The organism is Geminocystis sp. M7585_C2015_104 (genome assembly GCA_015295805.1).
Taxonomy (GTDB): Bacteria; Cyanobacteriota; Cyanobacteriia; order Cyanobacteriales; family Cyanobacteriaceae; genus DVEF01.
On record DVEF01000060.1, the window covers coordinates 1 to 17,395 of the forward strand.

Annotated in this window: 16 protein-coding genes; 7 read left to right on the forward strand and 9 right to left on the reverse strand. The window is 44.1% G+C overall.

Translation table 11 applies throughout. The annotated features are described in order from the left end of the window. Positions 1-314: 314 nt before the first annotated feature. Complete coding sequence (locus tag IGQ44_06830; protein HIK37685.1) at positions 315-1,499, reverse strand: N-acetyltransferase; 1,185 nt, start codon at positions 1,497-1,499, stop codon at positions 315-317. 173 nt (positions 1,500-1,672) lie between these two features. On the opposite strand from IGQ44_06830, the gene IGQ44_06835 reads away from it, so the two are divergent. Beyond that, positions 1,673-2,881 (forward strand): argininosuccinate synthase, encoded by a 1,209-nt coding sequence (locus tag IGQ44_06835; GenBank protein HIK37686.1) that lies wholly within the window; start codon positions 1,673-1,675, stop codon positions 2,879-2,881. Positions 2,882-2,889: 8 nt separating this feature from the next. Here the strand turns inward: IGQ44_06835 and cobQ are convergent, their stop codons facing one another. The 3 genes from cobQ to xth all read right to left on the reverse strand — a co-directional run bounded on the left by cobQ (position 2,890) and on the right by xth (position 5,842). After that, positions 2,890-4,374 (reverse strand): cobyric acid synthase CobQ, encoded by a 1,485-nt coding sequence (gene cobQ, locus IGQ44_06840; GenBank protein ID HIK37687.1) that lies wholly within the window; start codon positions 4,372-4,374, stop codon positions 2,890-2,892. 8 nt (positions 4,375-4,382) lie between these two features. Further along, complete coding sequence (locus IGQ44_06845; GenBank protein HIK37688.1) at positions 4,383-4,964, reverse strand: AAA family ATPase; 582 nt, start codon at positions 4,962-4,964, stop codon at positions 4,383-4,385. 92 nt (positions 4,965-5,056) lie between these two features. After that, on the reverse strand, positions 5,057-5,842 hold the full coding sequence (gene xth / locus IGQ44_06850) for an exodeoxyribonuclease III (GenBank protein HIK37689.1): 786 nt from the start codon (positions 5,840-5,842) through the stop codon (positions 5,057-5,059). A gap of 160 nt (positions 5,843-6,002) precedes the next feature. On the opposite strand from xth, the gene IGQ44_06855 reads away from it, so the two are divergent. After that, entirely contained in the window at positions 6,003-7,226 is a 1,224-nt protein-coding gene (locus IGQ44_06855) for an ABC transporter ATP-binding protein (GenBank protein HIK37690.1), read from the forward strand. A 15-nt stretch (positions 7,227-7,241) separates the two neighbouring features. After that, a complete protein-coding gene (locus IGQ44_06860; protein ID HIK37691.1) occupies positions 7,242-8,774 on the forward strand; it encodes a hypothetical protein in 1,533 nt (510 codons plus the stop codon). A gap of 6 nt (positions 8,775-8,780) precedes the next feature. Here IGQ44_06860 and IGQ44_06865 read toward each other — a convergent pair whose 3' ends face one another. Genes IGQ44_06865 through IGQ44_06875 form a run of 3 tightly spaced genes read right to left on the reverse strand, consistent with a single transcriptional unit; the run spans position 8,781 to position 11,878 of the window. Continuing rightward, positions 8,781-9,206 carry a PPC domain-containing protein gene (locus IGQ44_06865; GenBank protein ID HIK37692.1) on the reverse strand — a complete coding sequence of 142 codons (426 nt, stop codon included), beginning with the start codon at positions 9,204-9,206 and terminating at the stop codon, positions 8,781-8,783. A gap of 18 nt (positions 9,207-9,224) precedes the next feature. Then, entirely contained in the window at positions 9,225-9,911 is a 687-nt protein-coding gene (locus IGQ44_06870; GenBank protein HIK37693.1) for a LapA family protein, read from the reverse strand. Between the two features lie 50 nt (positions 9,912-9,961). Beyond that, complete coding sequence (locus IGQ44_06875) at positions 9,962-11,878, reverse strand: 1-deoxy-D-xylulose-5-phosphate synthase (GenBank protein ID HIK37694.1); 1,917 nt, start codon at positions 11,876-11,878, stop codon at positions 9,962-9,964. Positions 11,879-12,100: 222 nt separating this feature from the next. Between IGQ44_06875 and IGQ44_06880 the strand changes: the two genes are divergently transcribed. From IGQ44_06880 to IGQ44_06895, 4 genes are all read left to right on the forward strand, one after another. Further along, positions 12,101-13,264, forward strand: a complete 1,164-nt coding sequence (locus IGQ44_06880; GenBank protein ID HIK37695.1) for a glycosyltransferase family 4 protein — start codon at positions 12,101-12,103, stop codon at positions 13,262-13,264. Positions 13,265-13,303: 39 nt separating this feature from the next. Next, positions 13,304-14,665, forward strand: a complete 1,362-nt coding sequence (locus IGQ44_06885) for a 16S rRNA (cytosine(967)-C(5))-methyltransferase (GenBank protein HIK37696.1) — start codon at positions 13,304-13,306, stop codon at positions 14,663-14,665. Positions 14,666-14,668: 3 nt separating this feature from the next. After that, a complete protein-coding gene (locus tag IGQ44_06890; GenBank protein HIK37697.1) occupies positions 14,669-15,088 on the forward strand; it encodes a TerB family tellurite resistance protein in 420 nt (139 codons plus the stop codon). Between the two features lie 69 nt (positions 15,089-15,157). Continuing rightward, positions 15,158-15,781 (forward strand): DUF3038 domain-containing protein, encoded by a 624-nt coding sequence (locus IGQ44_06895; GenBank protein ID HIK37698.1) that lies wholly within the window; start codon positions 15,158-15,160, stop codon positions 15,779-15,781. A 551-nt stretch (positions 15,782-16,332) separates the two neighbouring features. Here the strand turns inward: IGQ44_06895 and IGQ44_06900 are convergent. After that, on the reverse strand, positions 16,333-16,800 hold the full coding sequence (locus IGQ44_06900; protein ID HIK37699.1) for a hypothetical protein: 468 nt from the start codon (positions 16,798-16,800) through the stop codon (positions 16,333-16,335). Positions 16,801-16,926: 126 nt separating this feature from the next. Further along, complete coding sequence (locus IGQ44_06905) at positions 16,927-17,313, reverse strand: hypothetical protein (GenBank protein ID HIK37700.1); 387 nt, start codon at positions 17,311-17,313, stop codon at positions 16,927-16,929. Positions 17,314-17,395: the final 82 nt, after the last annotated feature.

Sequence of the window (17,395 nt, forward strand, 5' to 3'; positions counted from 1 at the left end):
AAAGGGAGGGAGTGTCAAGGGAAAAAAGGAATAAAAGAAGGGAAGGGGGAAAAAATAAGCAAGGAGGAGAATAAGAAAGGCGCCATTAAGCTTTTAGAGGATTATAGGGAGATAAGATGGGTGTTAGTGACACTAATGCTGCCATACCCCAAAAACCAAAAATAATGACCATCGGCAGGGGTGACCGAGCCTAACTAAAATGATAATCACTTGAGTAATTGCAACGAGCTGTTGAAAAATAATAGCAATATGAGAGAAAAATGTAGGGCTGCCTTAGGAATGTGGGGGTGGAAGGTGTAAGAGGGATTGGGAAATCAAATAATATTCAGTTGGATTTCTTGTTTGTTGAAGGGTAAATCCTCATTGATAGCCTTGATTTCCTCCATGGTAGCCGCGTTAATTTTGTCAATGTAGTGGTTTAAAATTGCCTGCATCCTGGGGTGATAGAAACGGTGGAAACTGTAGTTGGGGGTTGCCGGGAAGCCGCGACGGCGTTTATGACTCCCCCCGGCCCCAGGGTCATACATTTGTATTCCATTTTCTATTGCCCACTCTATGGGTTTATAATAGCATGTTTCAAAGTGAAGACAGTTATACTCTTGAGTTGCCCCCCAATAACGCCCATATAGATTTTCCCCTTTGCGAATACAAAAAGACATGCCCACTGGATGGTGTAAGTCTTCTTGACGGTATGCCACCATTAACAACACCCGGTGGGAATAATTGGGATATAGTTGCTCAAAAAATCTCTTGGTTAGATATTTGCTTCCCCAATAGAATTTGTCACAAGTGCTACTATAAAAACTATAGATTTCCGGGTACAAAAAATGAGGTATTTCTTCCCCCATCAACGGTTTTAAAATAAGGCCGGTTTTTTCGACAATTCTCCTTTCCCTTTTTATATTTTTTCTCTGATCTGAACTAAAAATCCGCAAAAAATCGTCAAAGGATTGGAAGTTTTGGTTAGACCAGATATAACTATAATGTAACCAGCCACAGAAACCAAATTGAGAAATAATTTCCCCCCATTCTGGGTCAACAAAAAGGAAATTGCAACCGGATAGTTTATTATTAATGCAAAAACGGTCAATGGCGGCAACCATCATCTCGGTAATTTGCCACTCATCCTCGTCACTAGCTATCAAAAAACGATAACCCACTGCGGGGGTAAAGGGGGTCATCCCCACTAATTTGGGAAAATAGCGTATACCTAAACGATAAGCTAAATCGGCCCACTGGTGGTCAAATACAAACTCCCCGTAATTGTGTGTCTTAATATATAAAGGGGCAGCGGCCACCAGTTGATTACCCTTCCATACCGTGAGATGACAGGGTTGCCAGCCTACACTGCCTTTTACACTCCCGGAAGTCTCCAAATTGTTTAACCATTCCCACTCCAAAAAGGGAGTCTTTAACGGTAATGCCATCTCATCCCAGGCTGATTGGGGTATCTCGCTGATTTTCTCATGCCATCTTAGGCTATAGCCGCTATTCTTCATCACACCCTCCCTTAACGCCGCGTTATGGGCCATTATAGCTAAACCACTTAATGTTTCTTTACATCAACTGTAATTGTCATAAGATGTCGTCACACTGGATACAAATCCATGGGATTGGGAAACAATACACTTCTTGTTAAAATAAGCAGGTATTTGAGGAGATTTAAGGGATCATGAGTCGTGCCAACAAGGTAGTATTAGCTTATTCCGGCGGTGTAGACACTTCTGTGTGTATACCCTACCTAAAACATGAATGGGGGGTAAAAGAGGTAATTACCCTGGCAGTGGACCTAGGACAGGGGGATGAATTACAGTCTATTCAACAGAAGGCGTTAAAATGTGGGGCGGATGAGTCTTTGGTAATAGACGCTAAAGAGGAATTCGTCACCCAGTATGCCTATCGCGCCATTAAAGCCAACGCCCTGTATGAAAACCGTTATCCCCTCTCCACCGCCTTGGCTCGTCCTCTAATTGCTAAACTGTTGGTAGAAACGGCAGAAAAGTATGGCGCGGATGCCGTAGCCCATGGTTGTACAGGCAAAGGCAATGATCAGGTAAGATTTGACTTGGGTATTGCCACCTTAAACCCCTCCCTAAAAATCCTAGCACCCGCTAGGGAATGGGGCATGAGTAGGGAAGAGACTATCGCCTATGGGGAGAAATATGGGATTGAATTTCCTGTTAAAAAATCCTCTCCTTATAGTATAGATCGTAACCTTTTGGGACGTAGTATCGAAGCTGGGCCTCTAGAAAATCCCATGAACGAGCCTCCTGAGGAAATATACCTATTGACAAAGTCCATCCAAGATGCACCCAATGAGCCTCAGTATGTGGAAATCACCTTTGAAAAGGGAATACCTGTGGCTTTAGATGGCGAAACCCTCCCCCCCGTGGAACTAATAGGTAGGCTAAATGAAATCGCGGGTAATCATGGAGTTGGGAGAATCGATATGATAGAAAACAGGGTGGTGGGGATAAAATCTAGAGAAATCTATGAAACCCCTGCCCTGTTAGTGTTGATAAAGGCACATGAGGATTTAGAAAGTCTTACTCTTACTAGTGATGTCACCCATTATAAGCGAGCTCAGGTAGATTTGACCTATAGCCGTCTGGTTTATGAGGGGTTGTGGTATAGTCCCCTAAAAGAGGCTTTGGATGTCTTCATCGATAAGACTCAGGAAAGGGTGAGTGGGGTAGTAAGAGTGAAATTCCATAAGGGTAATGCCATAATTGTGGGGAGACAATCAGACAACTCCCTATACACCCCCTCCCTGGCTACCTACGGTGAAGACGACAAGTTTGACCACAGGGCGGCAGAGGGGTTTATCTACATTTGGGGTTTGTCTTCCCGCATTTGGGCCTCTAAGACCCGTTCTTTTTAACCAACGTGTTATCCTATAATTGGGGTCAGGTCTAAATTCTCTGCTACCAAGTCGGCTAAGGTGTCGAGAATCCTCTCTCGCTGTTGTCGGAAATTGGGGATTCCCGTAGGCAAACAGGGTAATCCTCGTTTCTTCCTTAAAATATTCAACCATGCCCGACGCCAAGGCCCATTGTCAAATATACCATGAAGATAACACCCCCATACCAGCTGATTTTCTGTCACCATCCCCAGACTGGAATCCTGGAATAACTGTTGGCATTTCAGTTTCCACTCCTTTGCTAGAGACGGAATTATTTCCGTATAGCCTTGATGTATTTCGTAACCGTCTATGGGTAAACCCTCATGGGGTTGTAAGGCAGTGGTTTCCCGTTGACGGGTGATTTTCTCTGGCCTTAAAACTGTACGAAGGGGCAATAAGTTCAACCCTTGACATTTCTCCGTCAATCCCTCAATATGGTTTGGGTCTAACACTTCATGCCCCAACATCTGAAAGCCACCACAAATGCCAAAAACAGTGCCTCCCGCCGCCACATACTCTTGAATTTGTCTTGCAGTTCCACTACTATGTAATAATTCCAAGTCAGAAATAGTATTTTTACTACCAGGAAGGATTACCGCATCCGGATGGCCCAATGGCTTCCCGGGTTCAAGATATTCTACCAAAACACTGTCTTCTGTTTCTAGGGGATCAAAGTCGGTAAAATTAGAAATATGGGGCAACCTGATAATTACTATTCTTAACTGATATTTTGTCTTCTTGTTACTACGCTCCAACAAACTTAAAGAATCCTCTGCAGGTATATGGCAGTCAAACCAGGGTATAACACCCAACACTGGAATCTTGGTGTAATCCCGTAACCATTTTATCCCCGGCTGGAGTATAGACATGTCCCCCCTGAATTTGTTTATGACTATCCCCTTGACTAAAGCCCGCTCTTCTGGTTCCAATAATTGTAATGTCCCCACAATGTGGGCAAAAACGCCCCCCTTTTCTATATCCCCTACTAGGATCGTGTCCGCCTTTAAGTATTTCGCCACCCGCATGTTGGTTAAGTCTCTATGTTTCAGATTCACCTCCACCGGACTTCCCGCCCCCTCTGCTATAATCATGTTATATTCTTCAGATAGTACAGAAATAGATTCGGTAATGGCCTGCCAGCCAAGGTCAAAATAGTTTTGGTAGTAGTCTTTGGCATTAGTCACCCCCACTGGTTTCCCTTTTATAATCACCTGGGAAGTCATATGGCCCTGGGGTTTGAGGAGAATGGGATTCATTTCCACCCTGGGGATAGTTTTAGCCGCCCAAGCCTGTAAAGCCTGTGCGTATCCGATTTCGCCGCCACTGGGGGTAACATAGGCATTCAAGGCCATATTTTGCCCTTTAAAAGGCGTTACCAACCACCCCTGTCGCCACATTATTCGACACAAGGCTGTCACCAGGGATGATTTACCTGTATGGGAAGCTGTCCCCACTACCATTATTGCTTTCATTGTCTCTTTTAGCCACTATTTGTTCCTAAGGATAATTTAACCCCTATTTCCATGTCCGTTGCCCCTTTGGCTAAATTCTCTAGAATATTATCTATTTTTGAAATTGCTAAGTTTCCCTCCAAAAAGGGTACTTCATAGACTTCAAAAAAACCCTCTTCCCTTTTAGGGGGGGAATTTTCTAATGACAAAAACATTGCTGTGATTACCTCGTCTGGCACTTGTCTTTTTCGTTTCCTATTCCACTCTAAACACACCTGGAGAGGAGTTTTTAAATACCAGCCTATCCAGTTTATTTTCTCGTACTTTTTTAGATGCATCAACAATTCAATTCGCCAGGATGGCTTTGCATTTGTGGCATCATAAATAACCCCCCTCCCATTCTTAATCAGCTCGTGGATTTGTTGGTATGCTTCTTTGGCAATTGTTGGCCAGTCTCCTTGGATGTTTTCGTCGCCGAATAACTTTTTTCTTATTTCATCTGTAGCCACAATTTCACAGCTACTCTGTTTCTTTTTTAAGTATTGAGCCAGAGTAGACTTGCCGCTCGCAGGACAACCAATTAAAATGTGGGAGAAAGAAGGATTCGCCATGTAATTGTAGGAATAACTTTACAAAAGTGGCGGTTAAAATTTACCTCCAATATAATACCATATCTCTTCTAAATTGTACAAAAAACTGCATATTACAAATTACAAATTACAGGGGCGTGATCACTTGGTTTTTCCAGTTTCCTGGGGTAAATGTCAATATGACAGTCTAAGACTTCTTCTTCCAGGGCCGAAGTAACATAAATGTGGTCAATCCGCCAGCCGCGATTTCTTACAAAACCATTCTGTCGGTAATCCCACCAGGTAAAATTGTTCCCCTCCTTTCTGAATTTTCTGAAAATGTCGATGAAACCTAAGTCTAGTATTCTCTTTAGGGCCTTTCTCTCTTTTTCCGAAGCCATTATGTGATTTTCTTTTCCCTGAGGGTTGTAGATGTCAATGTCCTCTGGGGCAATGTTAAAATCTCCACACATTATGATTTTATCCCCATGTTTCTCCTTCAAAACTTCTAAATATCTTCGCAAATTAGCTAGCCAGTTTAACTTATAATGGTACTTTTCAGAATCCACAGAGTTTCCGTTGGGCACATAAACGTTGACGATTATAATTTCCCCTATCTTGGCTGCCATTAATCTTCTTTGTTTGTCTAGAATACTGCTGTTTTCCCCAGGAATTACACCGGAAAAACCGTATAGGCATTCCAGGCTACTTCGACTTAAAATAGCTACTCCGTTATAGGACTTTTGGCCATAAAAATAACATTTATACCCCGTTTCTTCAAAGTAATCTTTTGGGAATTCTTCGTCGGTAACTTTTGTTTCTTGCACACACAATATGTCAACGTCCTGTTGAGACAACCAATCCCTCACCTGTTGTTTGCGAGTCCGGATTGAATTGACATTCCAGGTGGCAATTTTCATATTCTTGGCCTCATAAAACTATATTATATTGTAACAAAATAGGCTGAATATTTTCAGAAAATTTTAAGGGCACGAGTAAAAAAAGAAAGAGGAAAATAGCTCCAAAAATAAAATATGTGTTATAATCTGAACCTTGAAGATGGCAGTGAGGGGAAGAGTCTTGGCAAGGGTAAAAATAGAGAATCTTTATAAAACCTATAGTGAACAAAAGATAAACAGCCCAGACAACCCAGAATTGTCACAGAATAGCAGCTGGGTGTTGAAGGGTATTAATCTAGACATCCAGGATGGGGAATTTATGGTGTTAGTGGGGCCCTCTGGATGTGGTAAAAGTACTCTATTGCGTCTAATAGCTGGCTTAGAGTCGGTGACGGCAGGAAAAATATGGATAGACGAGGTGTGTGTTAACGACTTGCCACCAAAGGCGAGAAATGTTGCCATGGTTTTCCAGAATTATGCCCTTTACCCTCACATGAGGGTGTATGACAACATTGCCTTTGGCTTGAGGAGGATGAATAAGGAAAAACTCCCTCCGGAATCCTGGCAAGACAAATTCCTTTCCCTTATTACCTCTTTCTTGCCTAGCCAGTGGCGTTATGTGTCTGCGAAGGAAAAAGCTATTTCCGCCCGGGTGATGGAAGTAGCTAAAATGTTACAAATAGAACACCTGTTAGATAGAATGCCAAAACAACTGTCTGGTGGACAAAAACAGAGAGTGGCTTTAGGAAGGGCAATTGCAAGAAATCCCAAGGTATTCCTCATGGATGAACCATTATCCAACCTGGATGCCAAATTGAGGACAGAAACACGATTACAAATTCTACAATTGCAAAGACAGTTAGGGGTCACTACCATTTATGTTACACACGATCAGACGGAAGCCATGACGATGGGGGATAGGATTGCGGTTATAAACAAGGGGGAAATTCAACAAATAGCCACACCTATGTCTGTATACCGACAACCGGTTAATACTTTTGTTGCCCAATTTATTGGCAGTCCTCCTATGAATTTGTTAGAGCTAAAATATGAAAGGCCTAATCTTCTAATTCATCCCTGTTTCAAGATAGAATTAACTCCCCAATGGCAGCAGGTTTTAGCCAACTACAACTATGAGAAAATATGGCTAGGAATCAGGCCAGAATCTTTCTATTTGTCCCAGAATTCCGAAGGAGCTATTCCTGTTATAATCCGACTCATTGAGCCTCTGGGGGCAGAGGTAATTTTAACTGTTACCGTCGCCGAGGATTCTGACATGCTCCTGCAGGTAAAATTGTTTGAGGATTACTCTTTTAGGATAGGAGATAAACTCAATTTAGGCATTAGAATGGAACAGATAAGTCTCTTTGATTACTACCAGAAAAAGAATGTAGAGTTGATGTAGTTGCGGCTCCGAGAAATGAATGTTAGAAGTTATTTGAATGAGCCCTTGGACAGGGTGTGTTTTGCCACAATTTTCACCTTGACCATTGCCATAGTGCTTCTGTTAAATGGGAACAGGATATGTGACGAGACAAAATGTATATTTAACCACAGGCCCAGGGTAAAAGAATTTAGCTGGCATAACAAAAAAGTGGGGGCGATGGATCAGGCTTTTTACTTAGAATTTGACAGGCCAATGTCACAGGAAGATGTGGAGGAAAATTTAAAAATAGAACCCCCACTAGATGGTAAAATAAGTTGGTCTGGTAGACGTTTGGTTTACACCTTAAATCAGGTAATACCCTATGGCAGAAATTATCGCCTATCCCTGAAAAATGCCAGAGAGAAATTCAGGGCTCAAAAATTGGGGTTAGAGATGGAACCATTTGTGGCAGAATTTCAGAGTAGGGATAGAGCCTTTGCCTATATCGGTATTCAGGGAGAGGAGAGTGGTAGACTTGTTCTAACCAATTTGACTAAACAAAATAAGACAATACTAACCCCAGAAAACCTGACAGTACTGGATTTTAAATTTACCGACGACAGTGAGAAAATAGTCTTCTCTGCCATCAATGAGGATAACAAAGATCCCAATTACAAACAGATAGACATATACGAGGTGACCACGGGATTATCCAAGGACTTTGAAACAAAAATACCGGGTCAATTAAGATTACTGTTAGACGGAAAAGAGTATCAAAACAACAGGTTTGATTTAGCGGGAGAGAATCAAGAAATACTGCTAGTACAGAGAATAAAAATAGATGATCCAAGGGATTTCGGACTGTGGAAAATTGAGGGGAATAAGTCACCGGAAAAGATAGACAGTGAGGGGGGAGATTTTTTAGTTACTCCCGATAGAAAAGCGGTAGCAATTGCAAGAGGGCAAGGAATCGCCATAATCCCTATCACGGGGGATAAACAGAACAAAATAGTCAATTTCCTTCCAAGATACGGACAGGTTTTAACCTTTAGTAAAGATGGAAGCAGTGCGGCGATGATCAACTTCAATCAAGACAATTCCAATCTTCTTTACACTCGTTCATTATACTATGTGAATAATCTGGGATTGGAAAAGAAACTTTTAGACACAAATGGCTCTATTATTGACTGTAAATTTAATCATTACGGGACACAACTTTTTTGTCTTCTGACTGAGGCAAAAACCAAGGAAACGGAAATAGTAGAAAAACCCTATTTTGTAGCTATAGACATAAAATCAGGAAAAATTATACCTCTACTGGCACTCCCTAAATATCAAGACATAAAAATAAGCATGGCTCCAGATGGATTGGGATTGTTGTTCGACCAGATAATAACAGAAAACGACCTGCCAAAAAAGGCATGGAAGAGTTTAGATGCAGAAACCAACGAAGACTTGGTAACCGACTCGGCAGAATTGATAGTAAGTAGCCGGTTGTGGTTGCTAAAATTGCCTACAGCCGCCTCTCCCTCCCCTTCCTTGGAAGAATTGCCGATTGCCGGATTAAAACCCCAATGGAGTCCATGATTATAATCATTTCACGGGCTGTAGAAGGGTAACCTTGAGCTGAAAACTGCCAATGCCGGTAATGCCAAAGGCCCTCACTCTGATGATATACTTGCCGGTGTGGGGTATACGAGTGAATAGTAGTGCGTTAGTACTACCATCAGGGGCGTCGTCATTTTCAGCTAGGGTACTACCGTCTTCTGACATAAGAATTACCAAGGGGTCAAACTCTTCAGAAATAACATCTATGGCAATCTGTTGCCCCTTTTGCAACTGTAGCACATAATCCTTGGCAAAACCCCCATCCCCGGTGGGAATATCCTCCAGGGTGAGTTGATCAGTAATAGTCTGATTGGGGGAAAGAGGGATGGGATGATAAACTCGAGACTGGGCAAGTATAGGATGGCAGGAAAAGAGAAAAAGAAAGGGGAACACTAAAATCCTAGAAATCATCGAGACACTGGCTGCTACCTAAAAATCCCAATCATCATCATCCTCGTCCATGGGAGGCTCGTCAAGGGGGGGGGAAATAAGACGATATGGGGCATCATAAATATCGGGGGAGTCTTTGGCAGACTTGGGGGAATCAGAAGGCTTAACGCGGATTACAGTCTTCTCCCGGGGTGTATAGGAATAGGTTGCTGCTGGCCTAGGTTTTAGCCACTGCTCCTCATCTTTGTTAATTTCCCCTTCTACCGCCCTCTCCAGGGGTTTTTCTTCATCTTCGTGGTGGGGGGTCATGTCTGTCTCTCTTTGGCTTTGTCCCACTGAATCTCCCGGTAACTCTTCTGTGTAATTATTGTAGTATGAAAGGGGCACCTCTTCTGGGGCTGTGGTGGCCTTCCGTTGGTTTTGTGGGGAGGGATATGCCTCCCTGTCAGGCTTGGAGGAGGGTATGTCTTCCATTTCCCGTGGTGGAGGGGGAGAAGGGGGAGAAATAGGACTGGTTTTGGGAAAAAGGGGGGGACTATAACTAAGAAGGCTAATAAGCCAACTGGAGATAAACCCAGCGGCAAAGGCTGATATTACCCAGAGGGATAGAGGCAGAGTGGGAAGGTTAAAACCTAAGAAAACAAGGGCTAATGGCGTCAGGTTTTGCACATAGAACAAACCCAAAGCACAAAGCAGTACAATCAGTATTAGCCCTTGAGCACCCATCCCCTGGACTAGATAGAGTATATTCCCATGATAACAAACCCCATGGGCCTCTAGACTACATTAACAGTGGGCTTAGGCGCAAACCAAGAAGAGAGAATTTTCTCGGCAATCTGGGGCGCAGTCAGGCCCAAGTCGGCAAGGGATTCCTCTGGTTTGGCATGTTCCACCAAAACATCTGGTACTCCAAACCGTTTTACTTTGACCATGATTTCCGCATCGGCCAAGGCTTCCAATACGGCTGAGCCAAAACCGCCCATTAGACAACCCTCTTCCAGGGTTACCACCCTGCCGATTTTTTCGGCCAAGGGGAGAATCAACTCGGTGTCTAGGGGTTTGACAAAACGGGCATTGACGACAGTGGAACTAATACCATGTTCTCCCAGAAGCTCGGCTACTTGTAGGGCAGTATAGACCATGGTACCATAACCCAGCAACAACAAATCATCTCCGTGACGGAGTACTTCTGCCTTGCCTATTTCCAGCGGCTGCCAACCGTCTTCTGCTAAAGGCACACCTACGCCACTGCCACGGGGGTAACGCATGGCTATGGGACCCTCTGTGTAATTCACCCCAGTTACAATCATCCGCTGCATTTCCGCCTCATCCTTAGGCGCCATGACGACAATATTGGGGATGCAACGGAGATAGGCAATGTCGTACATGCCTTGGTGGGTTGGGCCATCTGCCCCCACAATGCCCGCACGGTCCATGCAGAAGAATACAGGCAGCTTCTGAATGCATACATCGTGGATTACCTGGTCATAGGCCCTTTGCAGGAAGGTGGAATAAATGGCCACTACCGGGCGCATCCCCTCACAGGCCAATCCCGCGGCCAACGTCACTGCATGTTGTTCAGCAATGCCCACATCTATGTATTGGTTTGGTAGTTTTTCTTGTAGTTTATCTAAGCCGGTGCCGGTGGCCATGGCGGCGGTGATACCGACAATACGAGGATTGCGGGAGGCAAGGGTGGTGAGGGTGTGGCCAAACCCCTTGGAGTAGCTGGGGGGTTGTGGCTTGCTGGGGGGAAGGGGTTTGCCGGTGGTTATGTTGAAGGGATTTTGGGCATGATACCCCACTTTGTCTTTCTCGGCGGGGGCGTATCCTTTACCCTTGATGGTGGCCACATGGACAAACACTGGCCCCTTTACTCGATGTGCTTTTTCAAAGGTGTCTATCAACTCACTGAGGTTATGGCCATCCACAGGGCCAAAATAGGTGAAGCCTAACTCTTCAATAACTGCCCCCACCTTGGGCATGGCAAGGCGTTTTAGGGCCTCTTTCAGGTTTTTCATCTCCACGGATAAATTCTCCCCATCCCCAAACAGAGGCAGGTGTTTAAATTGTTCTTCTAGATTCCCAGCAATGAACTGTATGGGCTCCGACAAACGTACTTTGTTTAGGTAACGGGAAATGGCCCCCACGTTGGGAGAAATGGACATCTCGTTGTCATTTAACACCACCATGAGGTTAGTATTAGGCAAATGCCCCGCATGGTTGATAGCCTCTAGGGCCATACCCCCAGTTAAAGCCCCATCGCCAATAATGGCCACCACCTTGAAGTTTTCTCCCTTCATGTCTCTGGCGATGGCCATGCCCAAAGCCGCAGAGATGCTGGTAGAGGCATGTCCAGCACCAAAATGGTCGAATCGGCTCTCGCTACGTCTGAGGTATCCTGCAATTCCATTTTTTTGTCGGAGGGTGTGGAAATTGTGATAGCGCCCCGTTAACATTTTATGGGCATAAGCTTGGTGCCCCACATCCCAGATGACTTTATCCCGATCTAAATCTAGAGTTTTATACAAAGCCAAGGTCAATTCCACCACTCCTAAACCCGGCCCTAGATGTCCGCCAGTGGCTGCCACCGTTTGTATGTGCTTTTCCCTGATTTGTTTGGCTAAATCCTCTAACTCCCTTATGGACAATTTGTGTAGCTGATTGGGGTGGGTTATCTCGCTGATGTGCATTATTCTATCTCCCCTATAATATCCATTGGTTATTTTTTATCTATTCCCGGGGTCTTTTAGACTCCCCTTCTTTATTTTGTCTTAATTTCTCCCTTTCTGCTCCCCTTGTCCAGAAGACCAACTTAGATTATTTATTTATGTTAAGACAAAAAGAAATATTCCGTTTGGACTGCCCAAAGATACATTTAAAATAAGTTAACCGTCGTTAGAAACTAAAACCGGATGCATATTGCCTGGTTAGGAAAAAAAACACCCTTTTGTGGCAACGTCACCTATAGCAGAGAAATCACCAACTCCCTGATAGAAAGAGGCCATCAGGTCACTTTTCTCCATTTTACTCAGGAGAGTGAAGAGAATGACAATGAGTTTTGTAGCTTTAAGGGCTACAGTCATACTAAGGAAGTGCCCCTGCCATGTATTTACAAGTCGCAAATATACACAATACCGGCGCCCAAGTCTAGCAAAATCCTCCATCAATCCCTACAACAGCTAAAACCAGACCTGGTACATGCCTCTCTGACACTATCCCCCCTGGACTTTAGCCTACCAGAAATTTGTCAAAAACTCAATATACCCCTAGTGGCAACTTTCCATCCCCCCTTCCATCGTCGTCTACGTAATCTTACCTCTAGTACTCAATATCTCACCTATCAGCTGTATGCGCCCTTTTTGGCCAAGTATGACAAAACTATTGTCTTTTCAGAGTCACAACGGGATTTATTGGTAAAACTGGGAGTGCCACCGGAAAGATTGGCTATAATACCTAATGGAGTTGATACCCAAAAGTATAGCCCTGGAAAGTCCCTCTTTAAACAACAATACCCCGATCACCTCCTCTTTCTCTATCAAGGTAGAATCGCCGCAGAGAAAAATGTTGAGTCTCTCCTAAAAGCCTGGAAGCAGAAGAATTTGGCCAGTCGTCAGGCAAAATTATTCCTAGTAGGCGATGGCCCCCTTGCATCCACGCTGAAATTGCTGTACAATGAGGGAGATGGCATTCACTGGCTGGGCGCCATTGCCGAAGAGGAGAAAAGAATCGACATCCTCCGTGGTGTTGACGTATTCGTTTTGCCTTCCCTGGTGGAGGGTTTGTCTCTGTCCCTTCTGGAGGCTATGGCGTGCGGTTTGGCCTGTGTTGCCACCGATGCCGGCGCCGACGGGGAAGTACTAGCTGGGGCTGGCATAGTCATTTCCACTCAGGGGGTTGCCAGTCAACTTAAAACCATTTTGCCTATTTTCTGCGACCATCCTGAAATGACTCAGATATTGGGGAGAAAGGCACGCAATAGGGTGGTGGAAAAATATACTCTGAGTAATAATGTTTCGCAACTAGAGAGGTTGTACTCCCAACTGCTTTCATCTCGCCTGCCAGTTATGCCAGGATAGGTTTTGTTTTTATGGCCAACACAAGGAGATACAGCCTTGATGACTAGTAATCCTCGTCAAGTGGCTTTTCTGGCCCTACAGGAGTTTTACCAACACCATGCCTACGGGGATGTGGCGTTGGAAAGGATTTTGCAAAATTACCCCACTGAGGCTAAAGACAGACATCTGGCATCTGAACTGGTATATGGTATTTTGAGAAGAAAACGCACCCTAGACAGTCTGATCAATCAACTGGGAACAAAAAAGGCATCCTCTCAACCTTTGCCCCTGAGAATTATACTGCAAATAGGTTTATATCAGTTACGTTACCTGGAGAAAATACCCCCTTTTGCCGCCGTCGACACCAGTGTGGAATTGGCTAAGGCAAATGGTTTGGGCAAATTAGCACCAGTGGTCAATGCTATCTTGAGAAACTATATTCGCAAGTCTAGCACACAAGAGCCCTTGGTACTGCCCACGGACAGGATAGCCCATCTGGGAGTAAAATATAGTTTCCCAGACTGGATAGTAAGTCTTTTCCAAAAACAATTTGGTGGCTCACTGACTGAAGAGCTTTTACAATGGTTCAATCAAACCCCTACCATCGATATTAGAGTTAATATCCTTTTGACTACTAGAGAAAAACTACAGGAAACGCTACAGGAGGAGGGGATAGAAACAGAAACAATCCCATATCTACCCCAAGCCTTAAGAATAAAATCCCCAGCAGGTAATCTGGCAGAGACTTCCCTCTTCAAAAGTGGTTGGTTTACTATACAAGACGGAAGTGCACAACTGGTAACACATTTTCTCAATCCTCAACCGGGGGAAATAGTTATTGACGCCTGTGCCGCGCCAGGTGGTAAAACTACTCATATGGCTGAGTTGATGGGGGATAGGGGCAAAATTATAGCTGTGGAATATCACCCCCAACGCCTTGCCAAAATCCAAGAAAATGTCCAACGGTTGGGTTTAACTTCTGTGGAAATCCATCAGGGAGATAGTCGCCATCTTAACCAGTGGGAAGGGATGGCTGATAGGGTGTTAATAGATGTACCTTGTTCAGGATTGGGTATACTACACAGAAACCCGGACATTCGTTGGCTTCGTAAACCCCAACAAATTCAACATTTGACGGAATTACAAGGGCAATTGTTGGAAAATTGCAGTAAATGGGTGAAAAAAGGGGGAATTTTAGTGTACTCAACCTGCACCCTCAATCAGGCAGAAAATGAGGCGATAATCCTTCGCTTTTTGCAGTCTCACCCCCAGTGGCAGTGGGAAACAAAAAATGATGAACTTTGTCAGATTTCTTGGCTACTATCAGAGAAAAAGGGTAGAACCGAGTCTATGGTTACTATACTACCCCCTCTTCACCATCTGGATGGCTTCTTTATGGCAAAATTGAGAAAGGGAGATTAGCACATGAAAAACAATGAAAAGACAAGGCTACTAGTAAAAATCTTAATAGGTGTTGCCTGGATTGATGGCGTTATCCAACCTCAGGAAAGAGAATACCTGAAAAAAGTGGTGGCAAAACATCAGTTGGGAGATGATGGGGAAATCAAATCATTACTCTCGGGAATAAAGGCTATTAACCCCCAACAGTGTTACCAGTGGTTGGATGAGTATCTTGGAGATAATCCCAGCCAGGCGGATTTTCAACACCTTCTGGAGTCAATTAGTGCCATAGTTTACAGCGATGACGACATCCACACCCAAGAGGCTAAACTTTTAACCCATCTCCAAGAATGGGAGACTAATGGTAATAACAACATTCCTTTTCTCCAAAAGGCACTCAATGCCATACGCAAATTATATCGTCAAGCCGTAGAGGGGCAGTAAAGGCTAGTCATTTGCCAACTGGCCAGTGTTTCTCTAAAATTATCTTTGAATAATTCAATCTGTATTTTAATGACTGACTCCCACGCCAATCTTGTTACTAGCCAATCCCAATTTCCTCCCGCCGCAAACCTCGCACCAATCCCCAATTTTAGTCTACCCCCCGCCAATGGGATGATGCGAGTACAACAACACCTAGATTTACTCCTGTTGGCACTGGAGGCTTTACAAATAGGTGGAGGAGAGGAAATGTTGGCAATAGCTAGGGAGTTGGGATTGAATCACATTATCAAAAATCGAATTTCCCTCTGGCGTCTTCGTTGCAGTAACCCCTGGCGAAAATGTTATACCAGGGAAATCCTCACCCTCCCTCAACTCAAAGCCCTAATTCTCCTTGTTGTCAGATGCGCCCAAAAATTTGTTGTCCCCCTCCGCCAACTACTTATTTACTCCCAACAGATGGAAGACAAGGGCTTACCCCCCGAAAATCACTTCCGCCTTTGGGATTACTTCTCCCGCTTTCAATCCTACTTCCTCCGCCGCATGAATCCACTACGCGCCAAGGTCTCTATTTATGCCTCCCATCCTGAGAAATTAAATCAACTAGCCCTCTCCCTCCTCCAGGAATTGTTATTCTACACCGGCGCCCGGGGCGAGGAAAGACTTTGGATTCGTCTCTTCGACGGCGAGCTCTAGTCCCCCTCTCTTCCCCCTCTTCCTTCCTTTATTTTTGATATCTATTGTCATTAATATTTGGGACAGCCCCAGTTTCTCGGTAGTCCCTCCGCCTACCTCCTACAACCACCATCCTAACACAGCCCCCTCTCTTTTGTCAAGGAAAAATTGGGAAATAGGGATTAGGTTGCAGTGGCAATAAGTCAGTGGGGAAAGAGGAAAAAAAAGGTTATAGAAATGGGGGAAAGAAGAAGACTGGCTTTTTCCAGCATAAGAAAATATATATAATACAAGGGGAAAAATATAACTAAATATATCCTAAATGTTTGGGAAAGGAAGAAGCTTGCTATGGTAGGGTGAGGCGGGGTAATGGTTGGGGAGAGGATGGCTGAAAAAAACTGGGATTGGGAGGATGGGGAAAGGCGGGTTACTATTGTTATTGTTAAGCCAATAATAATTACCAGCCAATGGGAGAAGGGAATAATTTGTGGATTGAGTTGGTAAAACACTGGGATGGTTTTAATGGTACGTTGGCAGGAGATAGGGGCTGAAATGGGGCAATAGTGGTAAGATTAAAAGCTGGGAGTAACCCTAGCAGTAAAGCCGGTGGCTTTGAATTGTTGTAATCTGAGAGGGGTGGGCTGATTTGATGGTACACTAATACGTATCTCAAAATCACTAACGCCCGGTGGCACTTCTGCTATCGAACCTAGTCTACCACGATTTTGTAGAATGGGCTCATTGTTGGCATCATATACTCTCCCAAAAACATCAGCATCATATAGGGTTTTCCCAGAATTGTTATGGGCTTTGCCAGTGATAAGATAACATGTAGCAGGCATAGTATTTCCCCCACTGGTAACACTCCCCTCCCCCACCCCCGGTGGACATTCTTTGTAAGATACGTCTGTAATCTTTATAGGTACAGCGGCTATAGCAGGGGGCATGACAATTATACTAGTCAGTATACTAGTCAGGAGGAGGAAAAGAGAAAGAAAGAAGGAAAAAGGAAAAATTGGTAGGCGAAAAGGCTTCAACATATTAATCCCCTTTAAGAATACTAATAGTCTGGATTCATTGCCAGAGGAGGAAATACTGGGGAAACTGCCATCATTGATATCAATTTCTATGTATCAGTGATGGCTAAGGTTATGAGTTGATTATGATTATTTTTTCCCCAGTTGAGATGCCATATTCTTAAAAGGTGCTAAACTAGGGCCTGGACGACGACGAGACAAAGGTATACTATTGCTGATATACTTGCCGGCAAAGAGGGATTCCTCCTTGTTTTTGTCACTGGGGGTGGAGTAATTCTTAATGGCTTTTACCCACTCTGGTGGCTCATAACTTACTTCTATATTAGCGGGGACTGGAGTAACTGGAGCAGTGACAACAGTGGCAGAATCTGCCGGCTTCTCACTAGCCGCAGCCGCCGTGTTTTCCTTCTTTTCAGCGGCGACAGTAGCAACTTTTGTTTCCCCCTCTTCTGGTTTTTTAAATTCTAAAAAGTATTCTTCCTTTTTTTTGCCGAAGCCAAACAGTTTATTTAACACCTTTTCTTCTCCCTTGTCTATAACTAGGTTTATTCACAAATCCTCTAAAAGTAATTATGACTACACGGATTCGAGAGTTTTA

Excerpts from the sequence above, each read along its gene's own strand:
- IGQ44_06885 (HIK37696.1), top strand. The coding sequence starts at position 13,304 with ATGACTAGTAATCCTCGTCAAGTGGCTTTTCTGGCCCTACAGGAGTTT.
- IGQ44_06900 (HIK37699.1), bottom strand. The coding sequence starts at position 16,800 with ATGTTGAAGCCTTTTCGCCTACCAATTTTTCCTTTTTCCTTCTTTCTT.
- IGQ44_06870 (HIK37693.1), bottom strand. The coding sequence starts at position 9,911 with ATGGGTGCTCAAGGGCTAATACTGATTGTACTGCTTTGTGCTTTGGGT.
- IGQ44_06865 (HIK37692.1), bottom strand. The coding sequence starts at position 9,206 with ATGATTTCTAGGATTTTAGTGTTCCCCTTTCTTTTTCTCTTTTCCTGC.
- IGQ44_06895 (HIK37698.1), top strand. The coding sequence starts at position 15,158 with ATGACTGACTCCCACGCCAATCTTGTTACTAGCCAATCCCAATTTCCT.
- IGQ44_06860 (HIK37691.1), top strand. The coding sequence starts at position 7,242 with ATGAATGTTAGAAGTTATTTGAATGAGCCCTTGGACAGGGTGTGTTTT.
- IGQ44_06880 (HIK37695.1), top strand. The coding sequence starts at position 12,101 with ATGCATATTGCCTGGTTAGGAAAAAAAACACCCTTTTGTGGCAACGTC.
- cobQ (HIK37687.1), bottom strand. The coding sequence starts at position 4,374 with ATGAAAGCAATAATGGTAGTGGGGACAGCTTCCCATACAGGTAAATCA.
- IGQ44_06875 (HIK37694.1), bottom strand. The coding sequence starts at position 11,878 with ATGCACATCAGCGAGATAACCCACCCCAATCAGCTACACAAATTGTCC.
- IGQ44_06845 (HIK37688.1), bottom strand. The coding sequence starts at position 4,964 with ATGGCGAATCCTTCTTTCTCCCACATTTTAATTGGTTGTCCTGCGAGC.
- IGQ44_06890 (HIK37697.1), top strand. The coding sequence starts at position 14,669 with ATGAAAAACAATGAAAAGACAAGGCTACTAGTAAAAATCTTAATAGGT.
- IGQ44_06830 (HIK37685.1), bottom strand. The coding sequence starts at position 1,499 with ATGAAGAATAGCGGCTATAGCCTAAGATGGCATGAGAAAATCAGCGAG.
- xth (HIK37689.1), bottom strand. The coding sequence starts at position 5,842 with ATGAAAATTGCCACCTGGAATGTCAATTCAATCCGGACTCGCAAACAA.
- IGQ44_06835 (HIK37686.1), top strand. The coding sequence starts at position 1,673 with ATGAGTCGTGCCAACAAGGTAGTATTAGCTTATTCCGGCGGTGTAGAC.